We start from the raw sequence: 22,368 nt of genomic DNA, 5'->3' as shown, positions 1-22,368 counted from the left end.
ATTATGACTACCTCACCCTTCTGCCGGTCGAATCTGGGGTCTTGAACTAAAGGCCCCAGATTGATCATGATATGCGCATAGATTTCGGGCATGAGATGGAGAAATGAGGTGGTCGAGGCCTCAGCCGCCAGAGTGGATGAGTGAGATGCACAGCGTCGATCGCCGTAAAACGGAGTTATCACTCTCTACAGGCGTGAGCTCTCGGTGAGGTTCCAAATTTGCTGATATCCCCGCGATGCGGGGAAGTAGTCGCTGCCTTTCTCCACTGCCATTCGGGTGAAAAAGCCTGAGAATTAGTACTAACACGTACTAACACCGAATTCTCTTGCCGTATTAGACTATGACACATGACTAATCCGAGTGAGATTCCCGCACACCGCTACTCCCCCGCACTAGCTGGCCTCATTGAAAAGAAGTGGCAAGAATACTGGCGCGAGAATGGAACCTTCAACGCAGCGAACCCCGTGGGTGCCTTGGCTGGTGAGGGCGAACTTAAAGCCGATAAGCTTTTCGTTCAAGATATGTTCCCCTTCCCTTCAGGTGTGGGCCTACATGTAGGCCACCCTCTCGGATATATCGCAACAGATGTCTATGCCCGCTTTAACCGGATGCAAGGCAAAAATGTTCTCCATACTCTCGGTTATGATGCCTTCGGTCTACCGGCAGAACAGTATGCAATCCAAACGGGAACTCACCCAGCAATAAAAACCCAAGAGTCGATTGCAAATATGCAACGTCAGCTTGATCGACTGGGATTAGGTCACGATAAGCGCCGCTCGATTGCCACCACCGATGAAGATTTCTACCGGTGGACCCAGTGGATCTTCCTCCAAATCTACAATGCGTGGTTTGATCCCCACGAAAATAAAGCTCGCCGCATAGCGGAACTGATCCCCCTACTAGAATCCGGCCAACGAGAGATTCCAGCGCATTTGGCTGAGGAATTTCACACCCACGATTACACAGCACTCGACCGAATCCAACAGGCCGACGTCATCGACGAATACCGCCTCGTTTATCAGTCACATTCGATGGTCAACTGGTGCCCCGGGCTGGGCACTGTTTTGGCAAATGAGGAAGTCACCGCGGAGGGCAAATCCGAACGCGGTAACTTCCCAGTTTTCCGCAAGAAATTGGTGCAGTGGATGATGCGTATCACCGCCTATTCTGATCGCCTTATCGATGATTTAGAGCTGCTTGATTGGCCTGAGAAGGTCAAGAGCATGCAGCGCAATTGGATCGGACGTTCTCGCGGGGCAGAGCTCGATTTTACAAGCCATAATCATAAGATTCGCGTATTCACCACCCGCCCCGACACCCTTTTTGGTGCTACCTATATGGTTCTTGCTCCCGAGCACGAGCTCGTTGACACGTTGCTCGCAACTGGGAACCCAAGCTATGAAGGCGTTGATGAGCGCTGGACCTATGGAACTGATGATCCCGCTGCAGCCGTCGCTGCGTATCGCGCTGATATTGCCGCAAAATCGGATGTAGAGCGCCAAGAAAATAAGGAGAAAACGGGCGTTTTCCTCGGTGTCTATGCCACTAACCCGGTCAACGGCGCCGATATCCCCGTCTTCATCGCTGACTATGTACTCACCGGCTACGGTACGGGTGCGATTATGGCAGTTCCTGCGCACGATATAAGGGATTATGAATTCGCCCGCGCTTTCGGTCTTGATATCGTGCCTGTGCTCGACGGCGATATTTCCACCGAGGCTTTTACCTCCGATGCCCCACATATCAATTCGGCTAATCAACGCGGCTTGGATCTCAATGGCCTGGGCAAGGATGCGGCTATTAAAAAAGCCACTGATTGGTTGATGGCTGAGGGCATCGGCGAGGTTAAGGTGCAGTATAAGCTGCGAGATTGGCTCTTTGCCAGGCAGCGCTACTGGGGCGAGCCTTTTCCCATTGTCTATGACTCTGACGGTATCCCCCACGGCTTAGAAGAATCCCAGCTACCGGTAGTCTTGCCCGAGGTTCAGGATTATAAGCCCGCGACCTTTGACCCGAGCGATGCCGATTCTGCCCCTCAGCCACCGCTCGCGAAGGCAGAGGACTGGGTGAATGTGGAGCTCGATCTAGGCGATGGCCTTCAAACTTATCGCCGTGATACCAATGTGATGCCGCAATGGGCAGGTTCCTCGTGGTACCAATTGCGCTATATCGATCCTAAGAATGATCAGGCATTCTGCGATCCTGAGAATGAGAAATACTGGACCGGCCCGCAGTGGGAGGGCGATTGTGGCGGCGTTGACCTTTATGTAGGCGGCGTGGAGCACGCGGTCCTCCATTTGCTTTATGCTCGCTTTTGGCACAAAGTTCTCTTTGACTTAGGGTATGTCAGTTCCTTTGAGCCCTATCGTCGTCTCTTCAACCAAGGGTATATTCAGGCATTTGCTTATACCGATTCGCGCGGCGTCTACGTGCCTGCTGCCGATGTCATCGAGCGCGATGGTGAATTCTTCTACCAGGGAGAAAAGGTTCATCAGGAATACGGAAAAATGGGCAAATCGCTGAAGAATGCGGTATCTCCTGATGAAATCTGCGATGATTTTGGCGCGGATACTCTCCGTGTGTATGAGATGGCGATGGGCCCCCTGGATACCTCCCGTCCGTGGGCAACAAAGGATGTTGTGGGGTCGCAGCGGTTCTTGCAGCGCCTGTGGCGCCTGGTTGTTCATGAGGATACCGGCGAGCTCGCGGTGACCGCCGAGGCGCTTTCCGATGAAGCCACCAAAACTCTGCATCGTACGATCGCAGGTATTACTGAGGACTATCAGGCCCTGCACCTGAATACGGTGGTGGCGAAGTCGATCGAGTACGTCAACTTCCTCACCAAGAATTATAAGGGAGCGGTGCCCCGCCAGGCCGTGGAGCCCTTGATTATTATGATTGCCCCATTAGCCCCGCATATCGCTGAAGAATTGTGGCAGCGACTCGGCCACGACTCTACGATCGCCTTCGAACCATTCCCATCCTATGACGAGAAATGGCTCAGCGATGACGAGGTGGAACTGCCGGTGCAAATTAACGGCAAGGTACGCGCCCGCATCATGGTCGCGGCTGACGCCGATCAGGACGCTGTCATTACAGCCGCACGTAACCACGAGACGATCGCCCAGCATATAGCTGGAAAGGACATTATCAAGGAAATCGTCGTGCCCGGTCGCATGGTCAATCTTGTGGTGAAATAACTCATGTCTCTACCCCTCGAGGAGCGCCCCCTAGGTCCGCTCCTCGTTCTGGGGGCAGGCGTGATGGGATGTATCGCGCTCGTACTCATCGATCCCACCGCACCGCGTGCCCCCCTGTGCCCGTCGAAGGCGTTATTTGGATTTAATTGTCCAATCTGCGGTAGCACCCGGATGCTCTACTATGTACTCCACCTCGATATCGCCAAGGCCCTAGCAATGAATGCTTATGGCCTTGTGGTGCTTGTTCTCGCGGCGTGGGCCTGGCTTTATTGGCTAGCGAAGACCTTCGCGCTCAGAATACCGACATGGACCTCACAGCGCTGGGTATGGTGGCTTTTAGCCGGTGGCTTTGTGGTGTGGTTTATACTGCGCCTAGTAGTGCCTGAGTTGCAGGTATAAATCAGCGGAAAAGGTCCCAGAGGCTGAATGTGGTGCGCTTATAGATAGCGTTTTTCACAGCCCTTTTGGGGTCTTTGACCAAGCCCATACCGCGTTGGCCATAACCGGGGATAAGAGTGCGCTTGACAGCGCGTTTAGCGCGGCCGGTGGTGCGCGCTTTGATGGATTTCTTGAGGGAGGGTTTTCGCATTCCAAATCTCATAGTTTTTTAGTGTAGAGGATCGCGGCTGTAGCCTCAGGAATTTTTCGTGCTACCGCACTCGCTGACGTTGGTGCCGCCCCATAGGTCGTTTGTGCCGCTAGGAACCCTGCGATATTTAAGATATGGACACTGAGTGGTATAGCGAGATTGATATTGAGCTGACGGGCCTGGTGGTGGGCTACCCACGCTCCCATCATCCCTGCCAAGAGGTCACCGGTTCCCGGGGTTGCTAGCCACGAGTGACCCGAATCTATTGCTATCACTGCGTCCCTACTGCCTGTGCATATCACTGTTTTTCTCCCCTTCACCACAAGAGTATGGCCCATATGATCCGCAAGCTCTTGAATGGCCCCTAAGCCGCCCGTGGCTAGTGATTCCGTGCAGAAATTTCGCGCCAGAGTCTCAAATTCTCCGTGGTGTGGCGTAAGAACAGTGGGATCTGTGCGCGCGATCAGCTGACTACGCAAAAGCTCCGATTGCGCTAGCGTGGTCAATGCTCCAGCGTCAAGGATGACGGGGCAAGGAGAGCCAAGAATATTCTCGATATCGGCCGCTCCTGCTCCGCCTGGACCGATCACCCAGGCATCGACCGCTCCGTCTTGGCATACTACCTCAGGATTAAGAGCAATGACTTCGTTCGCGCATGGTCCGAGATAGCGCACCATGGAGCTGGTGGCTTGCACACCGGCGGTAGTCGCCAGCACCGCTGCACCTGGATAGGTGGGGCTACCAGCAATAATCCCCACTACTCCCCCACTGTATTTGTGATCGAGTGGTCCAGGGATGACGCGGTGGGCGTCGAAGTCTGCCCCTCGAACTCCGATTTTCCCATCAGCGGTGATGCTATGGCTCAGGTACCCCAAGGGAGTGTGGAGATGATCTTCAATTCCAATGGGTGCAATGGAAATAGTGCCACAATGAGGACTGATGAGATGGGCACCCCGAGCCGCTCCAAAACTGATCGTATGATCTGCGCGTATATGTGGGCTGAAGGCGACACCCGTATCGGCATCAATTCCACTGGGAATATCCACACTCACGATGACCGCATTTTGATTGTGCGCAATAAAATTGTCTATCTTTGGATCAATTCCGCTATGGCAGCCGAGGCCCACGAGGGCATCGACAATAAGATCAGGAGTGATCTTATCAAGATCGCCGATTATAGATCCCCCAGCCTCGGTGAAGGCTGTGAGTGCCGGAGGGTAGGCCTCATCTGGCATATATGCACAAATTCTGTCATAGCCACGCTTAATGAGATCCACCCCTGCATAGAGACCATCACCACCGTTGCCTCCTGTGCCAGCCAAGATCAGTATAGTGGCGTCGGCGCGAACACATGCAGCAATGTGATCGGCCACAGCGTGAGCGGCAGTACGCATAAGCCGATCGTCGGGATGAATAAGGGGCTTCTCAGCCTCGCGAATCGTTGTGGCCACATAAGCGGTGAACATACCCTCAAGCGTACGGGATATATCACCCTCATTGGGTTAGGTGTGAACCAAGATCGCCGACTAGGCTTGACTATATTATGAGCGTTGGCAAAATTCTCCTGTACTACAAGTTCACTCCCATTAAAGACCCTAAGGCGGTTATGTTATGGCAGCGTGAACTGTGTGAATTGCTCGGCCTTAAAGGTCGAATTCTCATCTCCGAACACGGCATCAACGGTACTGTCGGCGGCGATATGGCCGCTTGCAAACGGTACGTCCGAAAATTCCGTGAGTACCCAGGCTTTAAGGGCACTGAATTTAAATGGTCCGACGGAGGGGCCGATGACTTCCCTAAGCTAAGCGTTAAAGTTCGCGATGAGATCGTCGCCTTCGGTGCACCGGGTGAACTTAAAGTCGATGAGCGTGGTGTCGTCGGCGGTGGAATTCACTTGAAACCCGAGGATGTCAATAAGCTGGTGGAAGAGCGCGGTGAGGAGGTCGTCTTCTTTGATGGCCGCAATGCCATGGAAGCCGAGATTGGCAAATTTAAAAACGCCGTTGTCCCCGATGTGCGTACCACTCATGATTTCATCCGCGAGCTTGAATCTGGCAAATACGACTGGATGAAAGATAAACCTGTAGTGTCGTATTGCACTGGCGGAATCCGTTGCGAAATCCTCTCCTCGCTCATGAAGAACCGAGGATTTAAGGAGGTCTATCAAATTGACGGCGGTATCGTGCGCTATGGAGAGCAGTTCGGCAACTCTGGACTGTGGGAAGGCTCTCTCTATGTCTTTGACCAGCGCATGCACCTAGAATTTGGCGCCGGAGTAAAAGACCCCGGCTTTGTCCAACTTGGCCACTGCAAGTGCGGTGCACCCACGAATAAATTTGAGCACTGCATCAACGAAGACAATTGTCGAGATCTCGTTCTCATGTGCCCAGACTGTTACGAGAACCTCGAAACCCGTCACTGCGGGCGCCCCGAATGCGCTGAAGTGGCTCGGCACGCTAGTCTGAGTACCCACTAAAAAAACCACTCCAGCCCCCGAGCATTCACCTGCGCGGGGGCTTGAGATTTCTGTATATGGATGTCAAGGAGCTAATGGCCCACGATGGACATCTGGAATACGGTGACCATCCAGATCATTGAGAACGGTACCAAAAACCAGAAGGTGCCCATCCAGGGGCGCCATCGGGTATACCCTAAATATTTCCGATACATTATGACCGCGCACCCTAAAGTCGCCACTATTGGTATGACACTCGTCAGTGCAGGCCACCATAACTCCGCGTTCCTTGAACAAATCCATACAACCTCGCCGCCATCACAGAGCGGCCCGCCCCTCCACCGCGCAACCCAAGCCAAAATATATGCCACGAGTGCGGTCAGAAGCGGAGTGAGTAGGGCAAAGTAGATCGCCTGCCTGGTTGAGGTGCGGTTACGTAGAGCTTCCGCTAAAGGATCAGTGGCATCGGCTAATTCATCGAATGAGTGCGCGCCGGGTCTAAAGCGGTTGGCGTAATCGGCATCGGAACTTAAGTCATTTTCGGGATGGTCCATGGCCTACCTCGGACGGATTGAGAGATCAGGAATGTGGGCGTCGGCAGGCAGGGTGAGGATATTCAGCAGGGTGTCTGCAACGGTGTCCACCGATAAGTACTCACTCTCAGTATACGGTCCACCCTCCTGCTCTCGGATAGCTCGTTGCATATCGGTGGCGATGCGGCCCGGGTAAACACTACTGATGCGTATCGACTTATGCTCTTGTCTAAGTGCCTCACACCATGCACGGGCGGCGAATTTGCTAGCCGAATAAGCGCCCCAGTGTGCATGAGTATTAAGTCCCGCACCAGAATTCACATAGATCATCTGGCCACTGCTGCGTTCAAGTGCCGGTAGATAGTGCTGAGTTAATTCATAGGGGCCTAGAAGATTGACGTCCATATGGGCTTCCCATTCGCTGCGCGGCTGGGTGGCTGTGGGCCCGAGAGTGGCGATGCCGGCGCAGTGGACAAGGGCGTCAAGTCGATCGACGACAGGTAGTTTTGCCATATCCCCGTGGGCTAGATCTAACTGGAACCATTCGAGGTTTTCATGCTCGAAGGGGATCATACTGCGATGGTGCTGGGCGTAGACATAGTAGCCCGACTCTAGCAATAGCTCAGTAAGCCGCTTTCCTACGGAGCGGCTCGCCCCCGTTATAAGCGCGGTTGCTAAGGACTGCTGAGACATAGACCAAGGCTCCTTGGGATCGACAGAATATAGATCCCAGCGTACCCGGCAACGTGGTCGATGGTATAGGGGGTATCAGAACAGGGTCACTCAACCTCGCGGGCATTCTCTACAATATCGCCGTAGGAATCAGCGAGGTCTTGTATTAAAGAGGCGAGGCGCACGGCGTCGTCATAATCTTCCTCCGGAAGAGAGGTGAACATATCCGTGAGGTGACCGATACGCTCCTCCCCCACCCTCGTCAGCTCACGGCGGCCGAAATCGGTGAGCTGAACCCTGACCCCGCGCCTGTCTGCTTCCTCGCGGAGCCGCTCAACCATTCCCCGGTCCTCCAATTGGTGCAGGGCATTAGAGGCGGTCGGCATCCGAATACCCTCGGCCTTCGCAATATGGCTAATACGGCAGGCACCTTCTTCGGCTAGTCGCGCCAAGATAGTCAGCTGCGGACCAGTGAGGTCGGAGGACTGCGCCTTACGGAAATAGAGCACATAAAGTTTCGTCAGTGCAGGGCGCACGCGGATTGCTAGTTCTCTGGCGGTTTCAGCATTCATAATCTTCTAATTGTAGCTATTTTCCCATCCTGAGTTCGAGTTTAAGCTGCATGAACGTTGATTAATTGATCACATTTATATCTGTAAAAAGACCTTTCGCGCTGGAAGACGGATTACTCAATAAGTCTAGTTCCAGCCTTTCTGTGGGCAGGTAAATCGTTAGAAGTCGCTGTCTTAAGAAAATCCTAAGAGCGAACATAAATAGCTAAACTGGGAGCATGGTGGAATTTGTAGGACAAGTCACGCACCGGTTGGCTCGTCGCCGCCTCCTCAATAAGTGGCGCGCCGGGCAGGTAAGTCGGGCGATGGTCTGTGAGGCTGATTTTCTTCTTGTGGCAGCTGCCCGCTATCACGGGACCCCCGCTCCTTATCCGTGTCCAATCTGTTCGGAGGATGACCTCCGCGAAGTGCTGTGGGTCTACGGCGAACAATTAGGCCGAGCCTCTGGAAGTGCCAGATCGTTAGCGGAGATTGAGCAATTTACACAGCAAGGACGAGAGTTTACTATTCATAAAGTAGAGGTATGTCCCAACTGCCAGTGGAATCATCTACTCGCAGCGGCACATATTGGGCCCTAAGAACTCATCCGATTGGGCATCCCAGACATAGATAGACAAAGATAGACCAAGATAAAAGAAAAGATCTGGGACGGAAAAACTTGAGAGAGAGCTTTTCACGTGGTTGATAAGAAAAAAGGTCGCGCTGATGCGGCGAAACCGAAGAAAAATGCAGGAAAGAAATCGAATTGGATCTTCTCCGGCCTCGCGGTTGCGCTCACCACGCTTATTGCGGTGCCCTTTCTAATCTTTATGGTGGCCTATATCTCCATCGAGGTACCGCAACCTGGGGAACTAGTAACCAAACAGGTCTCTCGCATTTATGCCGCCGATAGCAAGACGGAACTAGCCCGCATTGTTCCAGCGGAAGGAAATCGCGAGGAGATAAGTCTCGATCGTATTCCTCCGCAAGTGCGAGATGCCGTCCTGGCGGCGGAGGATCGTGATTTCTACGAAAATAACGGTTTTTCCTTTACTGGTTTTGCGCGCGCCGCTATAGGCCAGCTCACCGGAAACAGCTCCGCCGGCGGCGGCTCCACCATTACCCAGCAATATGTAAAAAATATGGTGGTAGGCAATGACTACTCCTATAAGCGCAAAGCGCGGGAATTGGTGTACTCGGTCAAGATGGCCAATGAGTGGGACAAGAATCAAGTGCTCGAAGCGTATCTCAACACCATTTATTTCGGCCGTAATGCCTATGGAATCGAAGCGGCCGCCCATGCCTATTTTGGTACCACTGCTGGGGATCTGAGTGCGGAACAGGCCGCGGTTCTTGCCGCGTCTATCCAGCGCCCATCCGAATTAGACCCATGGAAGAACCGCGCAGAGGCGGAAACCCGCTGGAATTATGTGCTCGATGGCATGGTGGACGAGGGATGGCTCAACCCCGATGAGCGTGCAGCGGCGGTCTATCCAGAGACCATCGATCCGGCCTTCAATCAGGCCTATACCGAGGCGGAAGGCACGAACGGCCACATCAAAAACCAGGCCATGGCAGAATTAGCTGCCCACGGTATCAGCCAGGAGGATGTGGAAACCCGAGGTCTGCGCATCATCACCACCATTGATACCCAGGCTCAGCAGGCTACCGTCAACACTGTGCGCTCTAACCTGGAGGGCCAGCCAGAGAATTTAAGAACCGCTGCCGTATCGGTGGAACCAGCTACCGGTGCAGTGCGAGCCTATTATGGCGGCGAGGATCCCAATGGTTGGGACTATGCCAATGCCGGCTATCAGACCGGCTCGACCTTTAAGATCTTCGGCTATGCCGCGGCCCTCCAACAGGGTGTCTCCCCGAACCGCCTCTACTCCACCGCCCCCTTCACCCTGGGCAATAACGCCCAAGTTCAAGGCGGAGGGTGTGGTGGCGCCTGCACCATGAAAGAGGCGTTGAAGCAGTCTTTGAACACTCCCTTCCTTCGGGTGCAAAAATCGCTCGATAATAACACCCAAGATGTGGCGGATATGGCGCACGCTCTTGGAGTTGCGCGATCGTTTACCGGAACAGAGGAAACACTAACTGAAAATGGTGGACAGCCCTATGAGGGCGTAATTTTGGGACAATATAGCTCCCGACCTCTCGATATGGCGCACGCCGTAGCAACCTTGGCCAATATGGGCATTTGGCACGAGGTGTACTTCGTCGAGCGCGTGGAGACGGGCGACGGTGAAGTTCTCTACCAGCACGAAGTAGGTGAAGGAGAGCGCCGAGTAGCACGCAACGTAGCCTCCAATACCATCGATGCTATGCTCCCGATCGCAGCTTGGTCGAACTACAATGTCCTCAACGATGGCCGCCAGTCTGCTGCCAAGACTGGCACCCAGCAGCTCGGTGATACCGGGCTCAATAAGGACGCGTGGATGGTCGGTGCCACCCCACAGCTGGCCACTGCCGTATGGGTGGGCACGGATGATTCCTCGGCTATCCTCAATGCCGGAGGCGGCTCCATCTATGGCGCCAACCTGCCCACGACTATCTGGAAGGGAGTTCTTGATGGTGCACTAGCCGGGCGCGCCGTTGAAGAATTCCCCGCTGCTGAGCCGCTCGGGCAAATAAGACGTACCGACTTTGTCGGAGATATGGGGACCAATAGTAGTGGACAGTTCTACTATCAGAGTCCGCAGGCGCCTGCCGCTCAAACCCCTGAGGCTGTGGAGGAAGCACCACCCGTAGCCCCTCCTGCTCCCGCTCCTGCTCCAGCGGAACCTGAGTATGTTGAGGTTTTCCCGGGTATCAACCTCCCGGCCGAATTATTTGGCCAGTAGCAACCATCACCACCGCCTATACGAGCGGTGGTGATTTTCTTTATGTTGCAAGGTACATTAGGGACACGAACAGAAAGGACCGCGGTGGCAGCACATACTTTGGTGGCGATTATAAGCGTGATGGTGGGCTTTGCACTTTTCACCGGCTCTTTTCTCTCTCACTACTATGACAAAAAACCTCAGCTCACCTGGAGTCTCTTTAGCATCGCACTGGTATTTATCACAGTAATTCCTGTCATCATAGGAGTGGCGGTCTCGCTCTAACCGGCAGGCCCAACTAGGAAAAGAATCGACTTTCGGCACGGAATGCGATATTTTAGAAAGGTTGCTGACGCAACAAGACCCTCCTGCCACACCCACCCAGGGTGCGGCCGACTCAAAATACTATTAAGACCATAGGAGGTGATGAGGTCCGTGCGTCACTACGAAATTATGATCATTCTGGAACCATCCCAGGATGAACGCACCGTTGCCCCGTCCCTAGACAAATTCCTTGAGGTTGTCCGCAAGGAAAACGGCACCGTGGAAAAGGTTGACATCTGGGGTAAGCGCCGCTTGGCCTACCCAATTGAGAAGAATGAGGAAGGCATTTATGCCGTCGTCAATCTTCACTGCGAATCTGCTACCGTCCAAGAGCTTGACCGTAGGCTGAATCTGAGCGATAGCATTCTGCGTACCAAGGTCCTGCGCGGAGATAAATAAGTCCCTACTAAAATCCACAGTATTCGGGCAATCCTTATACGAGCCCTCGCGCTCAAGGCCCCGCAATGGTGGAATACTAGGACAGCGATTCTTCTCGCTCCCATCTACTCATTTATCCCTAGCAGCATCTATTCGATCTACATTACGCAGATAAGAGAGGCACGATCATGGCACAAGGTGACGTCACTATGACGATTGTCGGCAATATTGTCGCCGACCCCGAACTCCGTTTTACCCAGCAGGGCGCAGCGGTAGCAACCTTTAGGGTTGCCTCCACCCCGCGCCGGTACGATTCCCAATCGGGCCAGTGGGTAGACGGCGAGGCACTGTTTTTGTCTTGCAATATCTGGCGCCAAGCCGCTGAAAACGTCGCAGAATCCCTCAAGAAGGGTATGCGGGTTATCGTAACCGGTCGGCTCAGGCAGCGTTCCTACGAAACCCGCGAGGGTGAGAAACGCACCGTTATGGAGCTCGAAGTAGATGAAGTAGGCCCATCTTTGCGCTATGCTACTGCCGATATTGTCCGCAACCCTCGTGAAGGTGGCGGCAATTATGGTGGCGGCGGTAACTACGGTTCCCGCCCCCAGACGGGATCGGCTCCGCAAGGACGATCCGGTGGCTATAGCGATAGCGGATCAGGCAGTTTCGGCGGCCGTTCTGAGGCCCCGAGCAATGACCCCTGGGGTTCGGCCCCCGCAGCTGGCGGATTTGGTGGCGACGAAGAGCCTCCCTTCTGATCCTAGCCGGATCAGCAGAGAACGCAGAACCCGTAAGCACATCACAGATATCACCCTTTTCTTCCCCTTCAACTGGGAAGATATGAAAACCACGAAAGGCAGGGATCATGAGACTGATCCTCACCGCCGCTGTCGAGAACCTCGGTGTCGCAGGCGACATCGTCGAGGTTAAAGACGGCTACGGACGTAATTTGCTGCTTCCCCGCGGCCTGGCCATTGTTGCCACCCGCGGCGCAGAGAAGCAGATTGAGGGCATCAAACGTGCCCAACAAGCTCGCGAGATTCGCGACTTCGACCATGCTCGCGAAGTGAAGGCTGAGCTGGAGGCGCTTGAAGGCGTCACCGTTTCTGTGCGCACTTCTGAGAAGGGTAAAATCTTCGGCTCTGTTAGCGCTGAAGATATTGCCGCAGCTGTGAAGGCAGCCGGCGGACCTAACCTGGACAAGCGTGCAATTGTACTGCCAAAAGGTCTTGTTAAGACCACTGGTTCGTACCAGGTAGACGTGAAGCTACACTCCACGATTGTAGCTACCGTGAACTTTCAGGTCGCAGCTGCCTAGAGAATAGGCAACCGCGACGGTGGGCTTGAATTTTTAAAAGCTCTCCCAATGACAACAGCACATTCGAGGCATCCCTTTAGCGGGGGATGCCTCGAATGATTTTTATCCTGTGTACAAGGTGTGGATAACTTCGTCCAGCTCAAACCCATAAGCCTTGTGGTGCTGTCAAGAAGTTCGTGATGTCAAATGCTTCCCCTTGAAAGGGGTAGGGCGCCTAGTGGTACCCTCAAAATGCCTCCGAACTGGACTTTTGCTTGTATGGAGAAGGCAAAACGGGCATCCGCACACGCTTATCCACACTCGCACCTGCGTCTTCGAGGCGCTATCCACAACTCCGGTCAACTTATCAACACCCCCTGTGGATAACTATTGATCTCCGGTATGCAGGTCCGCTATATTCGCTGGCTAAATCCATCTCCCTGCCACCCCCTTTTAGCTACTGTTTTAAGGGATATACCAACTACCTCCGAGCCGGGATTCACGGAATCACAGAATCACACAATCACGGAATGCCGAAGGGGTCTCATGCCTCATTACCTCCCGCCCGCCATCTCTGAGTACGCTCTGCTCGGCGCTAACGGTCAACTCGCTCTCATATCACGCCATGGCAGTGTGGACTGGTTATGCTTACCTCAGGTTGATTCTCCATCAATTTTCGCCGCCGTACTTGGCGATGAGCGCCATGGTCGGTGGTTTTTGGGGCCACACAATCCCAAGGATTGGCACTGTCACCGCGAATATCATTACGACGGAAGACAACTCACGAGCGTCTACAGTACCGCTGTAGCGGAGTTTAGCCGCACAGATACCCTTAATATTGAACACGGAACTGTTATCTTTGATCGTGAAATTCGAGGGATACGCGGTCAAGCCGATATCAATCACGAGCTAATTATCGGAGTCGAATATGGACGCTCAGCGGTTGAATATAATTCTCCAAGCATCAGTACTCACCAGTGCCATGGAGTTGATCTCAGTATCGATAGTCCGGACATTCCACCAACTATTAGGCAGGGTGATATCTTTCGGGTGCGTTTGACGTGGCCCTACGTCCTCGCCCACCCAGCCTATGCCCTACAAACGCATTCGCTAGAAGAATCGAATGAAATACTGCGAGCGGCCTCGCGCAGTGCTCAAGTACTACGACAATTGTGCCATCCATCAGGAGCCATTATTGCTGCACCCACAACCTCTTTACCTGAGAGGCCAGGCGGGAGCAGAAACTGGGATTATCGCTATGCTTGGTTGCGCGATAGCGCCTTTAGCATCCAAGCTCTAGCGCGAGCATATAGTTTGGGTGTCAGCCCCAATCCGATCTCATATATTGATCGGTGGAGACAATGGGTTGCATTAGTTGTACACGATTATAAAATCATGTACCGCGCTGATGGTAGCACTGATCTGCTGGAACAGGAATTGCCCCATCTACCGGGGTATCGATCCTCTCTGCCGGTGCGCATCGGCAACGGTGCTAGCGAGCAATTCCAGGCCGACGTGGCCGGTGAAGTGCTTATCGCTTGCCAGGAATTGCGGGATCGAGGCTACCCCGATACTTACGAATCATGGCAGGCACAGCTGATCATTACGGATGCCATGATTGAGCGGATAGCGGACAAAGATCGCGGAATCTGGGAAATGCGCGGAGATCTTCACCATTTCACGCATTCGAGGGCCATGATCTACGGAGGCCTGCGAGCGATGCTCCACCAAGCACACAGCCATAAAGTAGATACCCAGACGCGCTCACTCTGGCACCACACCGCGATGGATATTCGACAAGAGATTTTTCAGAACGGAATCGAGCCTGAGGGTCAATATTTTTGCCAAACCTATGATTCCCCACATGTTGACGCAGCCCTTCTGCAACTCCCCTACTCGGGATTAATCTCCTGGGCCGATCCGTTATTGGCGCGCACCGTTGAGCGCATCACGGAGACGCTAGCCAGCCCCTCTGGCTTGATCTACCGCTACGCTACCGAATCCGGGATCGACGGCGTGGAGGGAGGGGAATTTCCCTTTCTCATCTGTAATTTTTGGCTGGTGGAATACTATGCGCGTACCGGTGAGATGTCGCAAGCACACAAATTGTTCTCATCGCTTCTTCAGGCAGCCAATGATGTGGGGTTGCTAGCGGAGGAATACGATGCGCACAACCACAGACTATGGGGGAATTTCCCGCAGGGATTCTCGCATGTGGGAGCGATCGGTGCAGCCGGTGCACTGTTAGATCCGATATCTAAGAAGCGCACCGTTTTTAGCGTCGCTCAGGCGTAGGCGATAATGGTAGACAGACCACGGTGGCAGAGAGCCGCTGGATATAACTAGATGGAGAAAAGCGCTCGATATGACAAATTTTCCAGATACCAATTTCGATGACGACGCGCAGGCCCCAATTTACTCGCAGGCAGTGCCGAAAGAGGATATCCCAGTAGCTGAACCCCGACAGTTTCGCTCCTATCAGCAACGCGAGACCGCCCCATCGGTGGACGATTACCGGCAACCTCCCTTTGACCTAGCGGCCGAGCAAGGCGTGTTGGGAGCGATGCTGCTGAGCGGCTCCGCCGTGATCGATATGATCGATATCCTCAGAGCAGAGGATTTTTATCGCGTTGCCCATCAACTTATTTTTAACGCGATGATCGAACTGTTCTCTGAGTCGCGCGAAATCGATCCGGTGATCGTGGGTGGACGCCTCGATCGCTCGAATGATTTAGAGCGTATCGGCGGCGCCCCCTATCTCGTGCAACTTATCTCTTCGGTTCCTACCTCCGCTAACGCTAAGTATTACGCTGAAATCGTGGCGGAGAAGGCGCTTCTGAGGCGCCTCGTCGAGGCTGGAACTCGGGTAGTGCAATTAGGTTACGAGGGCACCGAGGGTGCCGAGGTTGATGCCGTTATTGACCGAGCTCAACAGGAAGTCTTTTCCATTACCCGCACTAACGCCACCGAGGACTATATGGTGATAGGCGATATTTTGGAAGAAACCCTCGCTGAACTCGATAGCATTTCCGACGGCGGCGGCCTAGCTCAAGGGGTCCCTACTGGTTTTGTGGATCTTGACCGGCTTACCAATGGTTTACACGCAGGTCAGATGATCATTGTGGCGGCGCGTCCGGGCGTTGGAAAGTCAACGATAGCGCTCGACTTTGTCCGCTCATGTGCCATTAAAAACAATAAAGCAGCCGCAATCTTCTCTCTCGAGATGAGCAAATCCGAGATCGTCATGCGCTTGCTCTCGGCGGAAACAGAAATCAAGTTAACCGATATGCGCAGCGGTACCATGACGGACCAGGACTGGCGGGTAATCGTCAGCCGCACCGACGAGCTTAAGGATGCCCCCATCTTTATCGATGATTCCGCGAACCTCACTATGATGGAAATCCGCTCAAAAGCACGTAAATTAAAGCAGAAGCACGATCTGCAACTAATCGTCGTCGACTATTTACAGCTCATGAGCAGTGGCAAGAAAACCGAATCACGCCAGCAGGAAGTTTCCGAATTTTCCCGTTCCTTAAAGCTTTTGGCAAAGGAGCTGGAAGTGCCGGTGGTGGCCATCTCCCAGCTCAACCGTGGCCCTGAATCGCGCACGGATAAGCGCCCGCAATTGGCTGATCTGCGTGAATCTGGATCTCTGGAGCAGGACGCCGATATGGTGATGTTGCTCTACCGCCCCGATTCACAGGACAAAGAAGATAGCCGCGCGGGCGAGGCCGATATTATTTTGGCAAAGCACCGCGGTGGGCCTATTGACACGGTACGCGTGGCCCACCAGCTACACTTTTCTCGCTTTGCCAATATGCCGCATTAATTAGCGTCCGAAAGCCTTCAAGCGCAGTGAATTGCTCACTACAAATACTGAACTTAAGGCCATTGCGGCACCCGCAAACATGGGATTTAACAGGCCGACGGCTGCTACCGGGATCAAGATGACGTTATAGGCGAAAGCCCAGAACAGATTTAATTTGATCGTTCTAAGCGTTGCCCGCGACAGCTTAATGGCTAGCGGTATATGTTGTGGATCGTTATTCATGATCGTGATATCGCTTGCTTCGATTGCAATATCGGTGCCCGCGCCCATTGCCAAGCCGAGATCGGCCTGAGCAAGGGCGGCTGCATCATTAATGCCATCGCCGACCATCGCCACCGTTTCACCACGACGCTGCAATTCCTGCACGCGTTCTACCTTTTGTTCCGGCATGACGGAGGCAAAGATATGACTATCATCAATGCCTACTTGACGCGCCATGAACTGGGCAGCGCCTCGATTATCGCCGGTGAGCATATAGGGTACAAGCCCTAAAGAACGTAGTTCATCAACTGCCCCAGGAGCCCCGTCTTTGAGTTGATCGCGCACCGCAATGAGGGCGTGATAAACACCATCGATGCCGAGTAATAGCACTGTGGCACCACTGGCTTCAAGGTCCCGAATGTCTGACGCCACCTTGGCATCAACAGACGTGTGCGGCTTTTCTACAACGACTTTTTTCCCTGCTACCGTTGCTGCGACTCCGCGGCCTGGGGTCGAATAAAAATCCGTAATCTCTGGCAGAGGACGAGCCTGTGTGTGCAGCAAGGCGCGAGCAAGGGGGTGCTCTGAGCCCTGTTCCACGGCAGCAGCATATCTGAGGGCTTCGTCGCGGTTTAGCTCGCTCTCCGGAAGCAGTGATACCGTGTCCACTGTCATTTCACCCTTGGTGATAGTGCCTGTCTTATCGAGCACGACCGCCGTAATCCGACGAGTATTTTCCAAAATCTCTGGGCCTTTAATGACAAGACCGAGTTGTGCACCACGACCCGCGCCCACGAGTAGCGCAGTGGGAGTAGCGAGTCCGAGAGCGCACGGACAGGCGATGATAAGGACGGCGACTCCGGTAGCAAAGGCGTCTGACGAGCTAGCATTCAAAAGGAAGAAGTGCACCAAGACGGTAAGAACCGCAATGACGACCACAATGGGTACGAATACCTGGGAAATTGCGTCCGCAAGCTTTTGCACGGGTGCTTTTTTTGCTTGGGCTTGGGTCATCAATTCCGCAAGTTGCGCTAAAGCGGTATCTTTACCTACCTTGGTGGCCTCGACCAAAAGCCGTCCGGAGGTGTTGAGAGTTCCACCGAAGACCTTATCGCCCACGGCTTTGTCAACGGGTACTGATTCGCCAGTCAGCATGGATTCATCGACCCCTGAGTGCCCCGCGGTGATGATCCCATCGGTGGGAATCTTCTCCCCCGGCCGCACGACGAGGATCGAGCCCACATCGACTAATTCGGTGCGGCGGCGATGTTCCGAACCGTTTTCTAGAATGGTTGCCGTTTTTACCCCGAGGTTGAGAATTTCTTGCAGGGCTTGGGAACTCCTCCCTTTTGCCCGGGTTTCGAACCATCGGCCGAGAAGAATAAAGACGATCACTACCGCGACGGATTCAAGGTAAATATGATCTCCGCTGTGGTCACTATGCGATGAGAAGCTCATGGCCATGCGCATTGTGTTCTCTCCGGCATCTCCGAGGAAGAGCGCATAGATACTCCACGCGAAGGCGGCGGTTGTGCCCAAAGAAATCAAGGTGTCCATAGTGAAGGAACCGTGACGAAGATTGCGAACCGTAGCCTGATGGAAAGGCCAGCCCCCATAAAAATATACTGGACCAGTGAGAGCGAAACAGAGCCACTGCCAGTTATCGAATTGGGTGGCGCTAAACATGGAGAGCACAAAGACGGGTAGCGCCAAAATACTTGAAATTGCCAACCGGTTGCGCAGTTGCTGAGCATGCATGTCGCGGGCTCTATCGATTGGTGAGATCTCAGTTTCTTCCTCTGAACCCGGTTCCTGCGGGCTCTTTGGTGGATCATTGAGAATGAATGAGTCGTAACCGGCAGCCCTGATAACCTCGGCTAAATGTTCTGGATTCGTACTCGTGGGATCGTAGTCCACAGAGGCGGTCTCAGTGGCGTAATTAACAGCGGCCTGAACCCCATCGACCTTATTTAGTTTGCGTTGCACCCGAGTCGAACATGATGTGCAGGTCATGCCGGTAATCCCGAGCTCGATATGGCTAGATGATAAAGCGGGGGCGCTACTCACACTTCTCCTTGGGTTGAAAATATTAAAGGCTCATACCACCGTCGTAGGATGCTGGTACGAGCCCTAGTTTAATGAGAACTCACCCCACCAGGTGATGGGGTTGCTATGACTCTTTGAGGGTGTAGCCAGCCTCGGTAATAGCAGCGGCGACTTCCTCGTCGCTAAATCCTTGGCCAGTAACGCAGACGCGTCCGGTCTCGAGATCTACCTCGACACCCTCGGTGCCGGGAATCTCATCGATTTCCTCGGTGACTGAGGCGACGCAATGCGAACACGTCATGCCGGAAACATAGTAGTTTTTCACCACGGTAAATATCCCTTTCACTAGGTATTTTCTTCTCTTGAATACGCCTGCTGAAAGCGTTTCGTGCACGATTGTTTGACCATGAATACACTGGGGCGGTGGGAGTACCCCGCCCTCAATTAAGAAACAATCATTCTCAATAGTAGGAGATAAATAGACAATGGCACTCGTTAATGTAACTGAAGACACTTTTGAATCAACGGTCACCGCAGACGGTATTGTTCTCGTTGACTGCTGGGCCGAGTGGTGCGGACCGTGTCGACAGTTCCTGCCGGTTTATACCAAGGCTGCCGATAAGCACGAGGATATTACTTTCGCTAAGCTCAATACTGAGGAAAATCAGGGATTGGCTGCTGCTTTGCAAATCATGTCCATCCCTACGTTGATGGCTTTCCGGGATGGCATCATGGTCTACCGTGAAGCAGGAGCCCTGCCAGCGGCAGCTTTGGATGATCTCATTAGCCAGGTGCGTGCGCTTGATATGGATGAGGTACGTCGGCAAGTAGCTGAGCAGCAAGATAACGCTTAGGCGCCTACATTTATCCCAGTATTCGCGTGCGTGAATACTGGGTTTCTTCTTTTGGGCTGAAGAGGTCGCGCGTCGGTCTTATAATGGTCTGAAACAAGGAAATTGAGAAAGGCAGCGCGCATATATGGCTCACTTTATGGCGAGGGGTATCAAGCGTCTTCGGGCTGCTTTATCGAGCTCTAACCCAGAGCTGCAGCGCCTTAAGAAGAAATTCTCCGCCACCGAGGATGAGTATCAGCGCATTTGGTCTCAAGCAAGTGCTGCGGAGGCTCAGCTAAAGCAACTGAGCGAACGTCGAGCTCGAGCCGCTCAACGAAGTGAATTACTGGCTGCAAAAATTCGAGAATTGCTGATATTAGCAAACCATTACCGCCGCTATGAGCTCCCGAGAAATGCACATGCGACCATGCAAGAAGTTTATATTTATGCTGAACAGCTCATCGGCCTCGACGATGCCATAGAACAGATGGACGCCCTCGCCAGCGAAGCGCAACAACAGAAAGAACAAGCAGCTAAGCAGCTGGCAAGGGTCGCCGCGGATCTATCAGATCAGTTAGCACACCTGACTGAACCAGGGAACGGGGTCATATCGTCAGGTCCAGACGTCTCAGACTTAGATATTATTCCCATTGATACCGCGTTCAGTGAAATCAGAGCTTCATTGCACGCGCGCCATGATCAAGCGCTTACTATGCATACCTTGCTTGACGATGACGCGCGCCAACGGATGAAAACTATTGAGGAACCGCACCCTGAAAGTCGAGTGGCTCAACGTATTGCGGCGCTTGAGAAAGAGCTGCGGTTCAACCCTTGAAAGCCTGACCTATTTAAAGGCCTAGCCTAGTCGGGGCGGTTACCCAATAGTATTCCGCGCATTCCAGAGTGAAATCCGTCGCGGAGATTGACCCGCTGAGATTCGGTGAGAGTGTACTCATGGAGGGTTTCGCAGGCAAATTGCAAAAGCGGCCGATCGATCTCGGGCGGAAGCCCACCTCCAGTTAGGGTATGGGCATCATCAAGTTGCTCGGGGCTGGCGGCCTTCTCATACCACCAAATTGCGTACTGTTGACCCACATCAAAGGGGCTACAAGAGCCACTTGATGTCCACACCTCATTAGGGAGGGGCACATACCGCGACCGGAGCTTGCGCCGTGGAGCCATCATGGAGGGACTCGGCACAGGGCGTTTCGCCGGTGCATCGGTGGGAGAAGGACTGGAGTCTCCAGTATTGACCGCAGCTGAGTATTCTACGTTTTCTTCTATCGATACCGATCGTACGCCGTCTTTAATCTCCTCGACGGAGTTGCGTTCTACTTTGATCGATTCGACAGCCACGTGATGTGGCGGCGGAACTTCGGTATCGGGGACTTGCGCGACGATCTCCGCCTCATTCTCGACTATAACCTCGTTCTGCTTCTCGGGCTGATGATCTTCTTGGAGTTCTTCCGAGTTCTCAGCGCTTTGATATTCATAAGGCTGTTGGAAATTATCCGCTGCATCAGGATCGAAATTCTCTTTGTACTCAGGATGGTCAGCACTGTCTTTTGATTCTTCCTGCTGGATACGCGGAGGCAGAGGCCCCTCGAGAACCTGCAATTGCATACAGTCCTCAAAGTCCATGCGAGGATCTAAAATTGTGGTGGTATCGCAGGAGAAGCGCAGTGCAGAGGACATCGACTCCCAGCCGAAACCATAAAGGTGTACACGGATGCCGTTATCCACAGCTTCCTGTACACCTGGAATCATATCGGCATCCCCGGAGACGAGCACCATATCAGTTACTTCGCGACGTACTCCGGCGAGCACCATATCGGCAACCAGACGGGTGTCGACTGCTTTCTGAGTACGGCGCTCACCCCACTCAATCAACGATCCGGCACGTAGCTGCACACCTGCACAGGTCCGCAACGATCGTTGATAACGGTGAGGGCCGGTATCGGGAATACCGTCGTACCACAGTTGGCGATGAACGGGTTGACCTAAACTTTGCTCGACCATACTGCTTAGGACTCTAACTACCTCAGGAAGATCAATCTCTAATTGTGAGCGGGCGCCCGTTTCCCAAGCATTGTAAAAACTGGCTAGTAGATACGAGGTATCTACATAAATTTGAGTGCGTTCAAGCATGATAATTCTAATATTCTTTCTCTAAGTAACTTTTTATATAGGCCCTTACTCGACCCGTATCTCACAGTATAAGGCGTATCGAGCTGAGCCGTAGATTTGCTCCTTTACGACCCTACTCCACGCCAGTGGGACCGGGCCTATTCAACCCTGCTTTCTGTTGAACCCACGTCTAGTGAGCTCAAAATTCTTATTTATAGCTTGTGTGCTGGGGATTTGTGTGTTTGGTGTGGGGTGTGTAGTTTTATGTGGGTCGTTGCGGCCAGGGTTGGTCGTGGTGGTGCATGAGCTTGGTGCGATTTGACGCTGTGTGGTGTTAGGTTGTATGGTTTGTGGTTGCTGCGCATGTGGTTTGTGTGTGGTGTGTGTTGTTTGAGAACTCAATAGTGTGCCAATTGTTTTTTTGTTTTTTTGATTGCAGTTGGGTTGTGTTGGTGAATGGTGTGGTGTTTTTGGTGGCCGGTGAGTGTGGCTTGCTTGGTTTTTGACC

20 protein-coding genes and 2 pseudogenes are annotated in these 22,368 nt (G+C 53.3%); 13 read left to right on the top strand and 9 right to left on the bottom strand.

The window, feature by feature from the left end; genetic code table 11:
• Positions 1–347 precede the first annotated feature (347 nt).
• Together leuS and NXS13_RS06990 are read left to right on the top strand one after the other, a co-directional pair.
• Positions 348–3,200 carry a leucine--tRNA ligase gene (gene leuS, locus NXS13_RS06995; RefSeq protein ID WP_259289535.1) on the top strand — a complete coding sequence of 951 codons (2,853 nt, stop codon included), beginning with the start codon at positions 348–350 and terminating at the stop codon, positions 3,198–3,200.
• Positions 3,201–3,203: 3 nt separating this feature from the next.
• Positions 3,204–3,599, top strand: coding sequence for a DUF2752 domain-containing protein (locus NXS13_RS06990; protein ID WP_259158618.1), 396 nt, complete (start codon positions 3,204–3,206; stop codon positions 3,597–3,599).
• A gap of 1 nt (position 3,600) precedes the next feature.
• Here the strand turns inward: NXS13_RS06990 and NXS13_RS06985 are convergent, their stop codons facing one another.
• Complete coding sequence (locus NXS13_RS06985; RefSeq protein ID WP_259079576.1) at positions 3,601–3,801, bottom strand: hypothetical protein; 201 nt, start codon at positions 3,799–3,801, stop codon at positions 3,601–3,603.
• Positions 3,798–5,255 carry a bifunctional ADP-dependent NAD(P)H-hydrate dehydratase/NAD(P)H-hydrate epimerase gene (locus NXS13_RS06980; protein WP_259289534.1) on the bottom strand — a complete coding sequence of 486 codons (1,458 nt, stop codon included), beginning with the start codon at positions 5,253–5,255 and terminating at the stop codon, positions 3,798–3,800. Before NXS13_RS06980 ends, NXS13_RS06985 begins: the two co-directional genes overlap by 4 nt.
• Positions 5,256–5,332: 77 nt before the next feature.
• Here NXS13_RS06980 and NXS13_RS06975 point away from each other — a divergent pair, with 77 nt between their 5' ends.
• Complete coding sequence (locus NXS13_RS06975; RefSeq protein ID WP_259158622.1) at positions 5,333–6,265, top strand: rhodanese-related sulfurtransferase; 933 nt, start codon at positions 5,333–5,335, stop codon at positions 6,263–6,265.
• Positions 6,266–6,336: 71 nt separating this feature from the next.
• Here the strand turns inward: NXS13_RS06975 and NXS13_RS06970 are convergent, their stop codons facing one another.
• From NXS13_RS06970 to NXS13_RS06960, 3 genes are all read right to left on the bottom strand, one after another.
• Positions 6,337–6,798, bottom strand: coding sequence for a hypothetical protein (locus NXS13_RS06970; RefSeq protein ID WP_259079581.1), 462 nt, complete (start codon positions 6,796–6,798; stop codon positions 6,337–6,339).
• A 3-nt stretch (positions 6,799–6,801) separates the two neighbouring features.
• A complete protein-coding gene (locus NXS13_RS06965) occupies positions 6,802–7,470 on the bottom strand; it encodes an SDR family oxidoreductase (protein ID WP_259079583.1) in 669 nt (222 codons plus the stop codon).
• 86 nt (positions 7,471–7,556) lie between these two features.
• The gene (locus tag NXS13_RS06960; RefSeq protein WP_259079590.1) at positions 7,557–8,021 is read right to left on the bottom strand and encodes a MarR family winged helix-turn-helix transcriptional regulator; all 465 of its coding nucleotides are present in this window, start codon (positions 8,019–8,021) and stop codon (positions 7,557–7,559) included.
• A 218-nt stretch (positions 8,022–8,239) separates the two neighbouring features.
• Between NXS13_RS06960 and NXS13_RS06955 the strand changes: the two genes are divergently transcribed.
• The 8 genes from NXS13_RS06955 (at position 8,240) to dnaB (ending at position 16,653) form a co-directional block, all read left to right on the top strand.
• A complete protein-coding gene (locus NXS13_RS06955) occupies positions 8,240–8,599 on the top strand; it encodes a DUF5318 domain-containing protein (protein ID WP_259079592.1) in 360 nt (119 codons plus the stop codon).
• 231 nt (positions 8,600–8,830) lie between these two features.
• On the top strand, positions 8,831–10,846 hold the full coding sequence (locus NXS13_RS06950; protein ID WP_259079664.1) for a transglycosylase domain-containing protein: 2,016 nt from the start codon (positions 8,831–8,833) through the stop codon (positions 10,844–10,846).
• 84 nt (positions 10,847–10,930) lie between these two features.
• On the top strand, positions 10,931–11,110 hold the full coding sequence (locus NXS13_RS06945; protein ID WP_259079668.1) for a hypothetical protein: 180 nt from the start codon (positions 10,931–10,933) through the stop codon (positions 11,108–11,110).
• Between the two features lie 150 nt (positions 11,111–11,260).
• Entirely contained in the window at positions 11,261–11,548 is a 288-nt protein-coding gene (gene rpsF / locus NXS13_RS06940; protein ID WP_259079599.1) for a 30S ribosomal protein S6, read from the top strand.
• 167 nt (positions 11,549–11,715) lie between these two features.
• Positions 11,716–12,285: a single-stranded DNA-binding protein gene (locus NXS13_RS06935; protein ID WP_259079601.1), complete on the top strand. Its 570-nt coding sequence runs from the start codon at positions 11,716–11,718 to the stop codon at positions 12,283–12,285.
• Positions 12,286–12,392: 107 nt separating this feature from the next.
• Positions 12,393–12,845: a 50S ribosomal protein L9 gene (rplI, locus tag NXS13_RS06930; protein WP_259079606.1), complete on the top strand. Its 453-nt coding sequence runs from the start codon at positions 12,393–12,395 to the stop codon at positions 12,843–12,845.
• Between the two features lie 525 nt (positions 12,846–13,370).
• Positions 13,371–15,119 (top strand): glycoside hydrolase family 15 protein, encoded by a 1,749-nt coding sequence (locus tag NXS13_RS06925; RefSeq protein WP_259289533.1) that lies wholly within the window; start codon positions 13,371–13,373, stop codon positions 15,117–15,119.
• A gap of 70 nt (positions 15,120–15,189) precedes the next feature.
• On the top strand, positions 15,190–16,653 hold the full coding sequence (gene dnaB / locus NXS13_RS06920) for a replicative DNA helicase (protein WP_259079614.1): 1,464 nt from the start codon (positions 15,190–15,192) through the stop codon (positions 16,651–16,653).
• On the opposite strand, the gene NXS13_RS06915 is transcribed toward dnaB, so the two are convergent.
• Together NXS13_RS06915 and NXS13_RS06910 are read right to left on the bottom strand one after the other, a co-directional pair.
• Entirely contained in the window at positions 16,654–18,867 is a 2,214-nt protein-coding gene (locus NXS13_RS06915; RefSeq protein ID WP_259289582.1) for a cation-translocating P-type ATPase, read from the bottom strand.
• A gap of 157 nt (positions 18,868–19,024) precedes the next feature.
• Positions 19,025–19,228: a heavy-metal-associated domain-containing protein gene (locus NXS13_RS06910; RefSeq protein WP_259079616.1), complete on the bottom strand. Its 204-nt coding sequence runs from the start codon at positions 19,226–19,228 to the stop codon at positions 19,025–19,027.
• Between the two features lie 157 nt (positions 19,229–19,385).
• Here NXS13_RS06910 and trxA point away from each other — a divergent pair, with 157 nt between their 5' ends.
• Both trxA and NXS13_RS06900 read left to right on the top strand, forming a co-directional pair.
• Positions 19,386–19,754, top strand: a complete 369-nt coding sequence (gene trxA / locus NXS13_RS06905) for a thioredoxin (RefSeq protein WP_259079622.1) — start codon at positions 19,386–19,388, stop codon at positions 19,752–19,754.
• A gap of 124 nt (positions 19,755–19,878) precedes the next feature.
• Positions 19,879–20,568 (top strand): hypothetical protein, encoded by a 690-nt coding sequence (locus NXS13_RS06900; protein ID WP_259289532.1) that lies wholly within the window; start codon positions 19,879–19,881, stop codon positions 20,566–20,568.
• Positions 20,569–20,594: 26 nt separating this feature from the next.
• On the opposite strand, the pseudogene NXS13_RS09360 reads toward NXS13_RS06900, so the two are convergent.
• Together NXS13_RS09360 and NXS13_RS09355 are read right to left on the bottom strand one after the other, a co-directional pair.
• Positions 20,595–20,954: pseudogene (locus tag NXS13_RS09360) on the bottom strand (NYN domain-containing protein); the annotation flags it as partial.
• A 362-nt stretch (positions 20,955–21,316) separates the two neighbouring features.
• Positions 21,317–21,881 (bottom strand): annotated as a pseudogene (locus NXS13_RS09355) (NYN domain-containing protein); the annotation flags it as partial.
• Between the last annotated feature and the right edge of the window lie 487 nt (positions 21,882–22,368).

The sequence above is a fragment of the Corynebacterium sp. ES2730-CONJ genome, from assembly GCF_024834055.1.
In the GTDB taxonomy this organism is placed as follows: Bacteria; Actinomycetota; Actinomycetes; order Mycobacteriales; family Mycobacteriaceae; genus Corynebacterium.
This window is presented reverse-complemented; position numbering and strand designations above follow the sequence as displayed.

Coding starts and splice junctions, on each gene's coding strand:
- NXS13_RS06980 (WP_259289534.1), bottom strand. CDS start 5,255: ATGTTCACCGCTTATGTGGCCACAACGATTCGCGAGGCTGAGAAGCCC.
- NXS13_RS06950 (WP_259079664.1), top strand. CDS start 8,831: ATGGTGGCCTATATCTCCATCGAGGTACCGCAACCTGGGGAACTAGTA.
- rplI (WP_259079606.1), top strand. CDS start 12,393: ATGAGACTGATCCTCACCGCCGCTGTCGAGAACCTCGGTGTCGCAGGC.
- trxA (WP_259079622.1), top strand. CDS start 19,386: ATGGCACTCGTTAATGTAACTGAAGACACTTTTGAATCAACGGTCACC.
- NXS13_RS06975 (WP_259158622.1), top strand. CDS start 5,333: ATGAGCGTTGGCAAAATTCTCCTGTACTACAAGTTCACTCCCATTAAA.
- NXS13_RS06990 (WP_259158618.1), top strand. CDS start 3,204: ATGTCTCTACCCCTCGAGGAGCGCCCCCTAGGTCCGCTCCTCGTTCTG.
- NXS13_RS06925 (WP_259289533.1), top strand. CDS start 13,371: ATGCCTCATTACCTCCCGCCCGCCATCTCTGAGTACGCTCTGCTCGGC.
- NXS13_RS06970 (WP_259079581.1), bottom strand. CDS start 6,798: ATGGACCATCCCGAAAATGACTTAAGTTCCGATGCCGATTACGCCAAC.
- NXS13_RS06985 (WP_259079576.1), bottom strand. CDS start 3,801: ATGAGATTTGGAATGCGAAAACCCTCCCTCAAGAAATCCATCAAAGCG.
- NXS13_RS06960 (WP_259079590.1), bottom strand. CDS start 8,021: ATGAATGCTGAAACCGCCAGAGAACTAGCAATCCGCGTGCGCCCTGCA.
- leuS (WP_259289535.1), top strand. CDS start 348: ATGACTAATCCGAGTGAGATTCCCGCACACCGCTACTCCCCCGCACTA.
- NXS13_RS06935 (WP_259079601.1), top strand. CDS start 11,716: ATGGCACAAGGTGACGTCACTATGACGATTGTCGGCAATATTGTCGCC.
- NXS13_RS06965 (WP_259079583.1), bottom strand. CDS start 7,470: ATGTCTCAGCAGTCCTTAGCAACCGCGCTTATAACGGGGGCGAGCCGC.
- NXS13_RS06915 (WP_259289582.1), bottom strand. CDS start 18,867: ATGACCTGCACATCATGTTCGACTCGGGTGCAACGCAAACTAAATAAG.
- NXS13_RS06955 (WP_259079592.1), top strand. CDS start 8,240: ATGGTGGAATTTGTAGGACAAGTCACGCACCGGTTGGCTCGTCGCCGC.
- NXS13_RS06900 (WP_259289532.1), top strand. CDS start 19,879: ATGGCTCACTTTATGGCGAGGGGTATCAAGCGTCTTCGGGCTGCTTTA.
- dnaB (WP_259079614.1), top strand. CDS start 15,190: ATGACAAATTTTCCAGATACCAATTTCGATGACGACGCGCAGGCCCCA.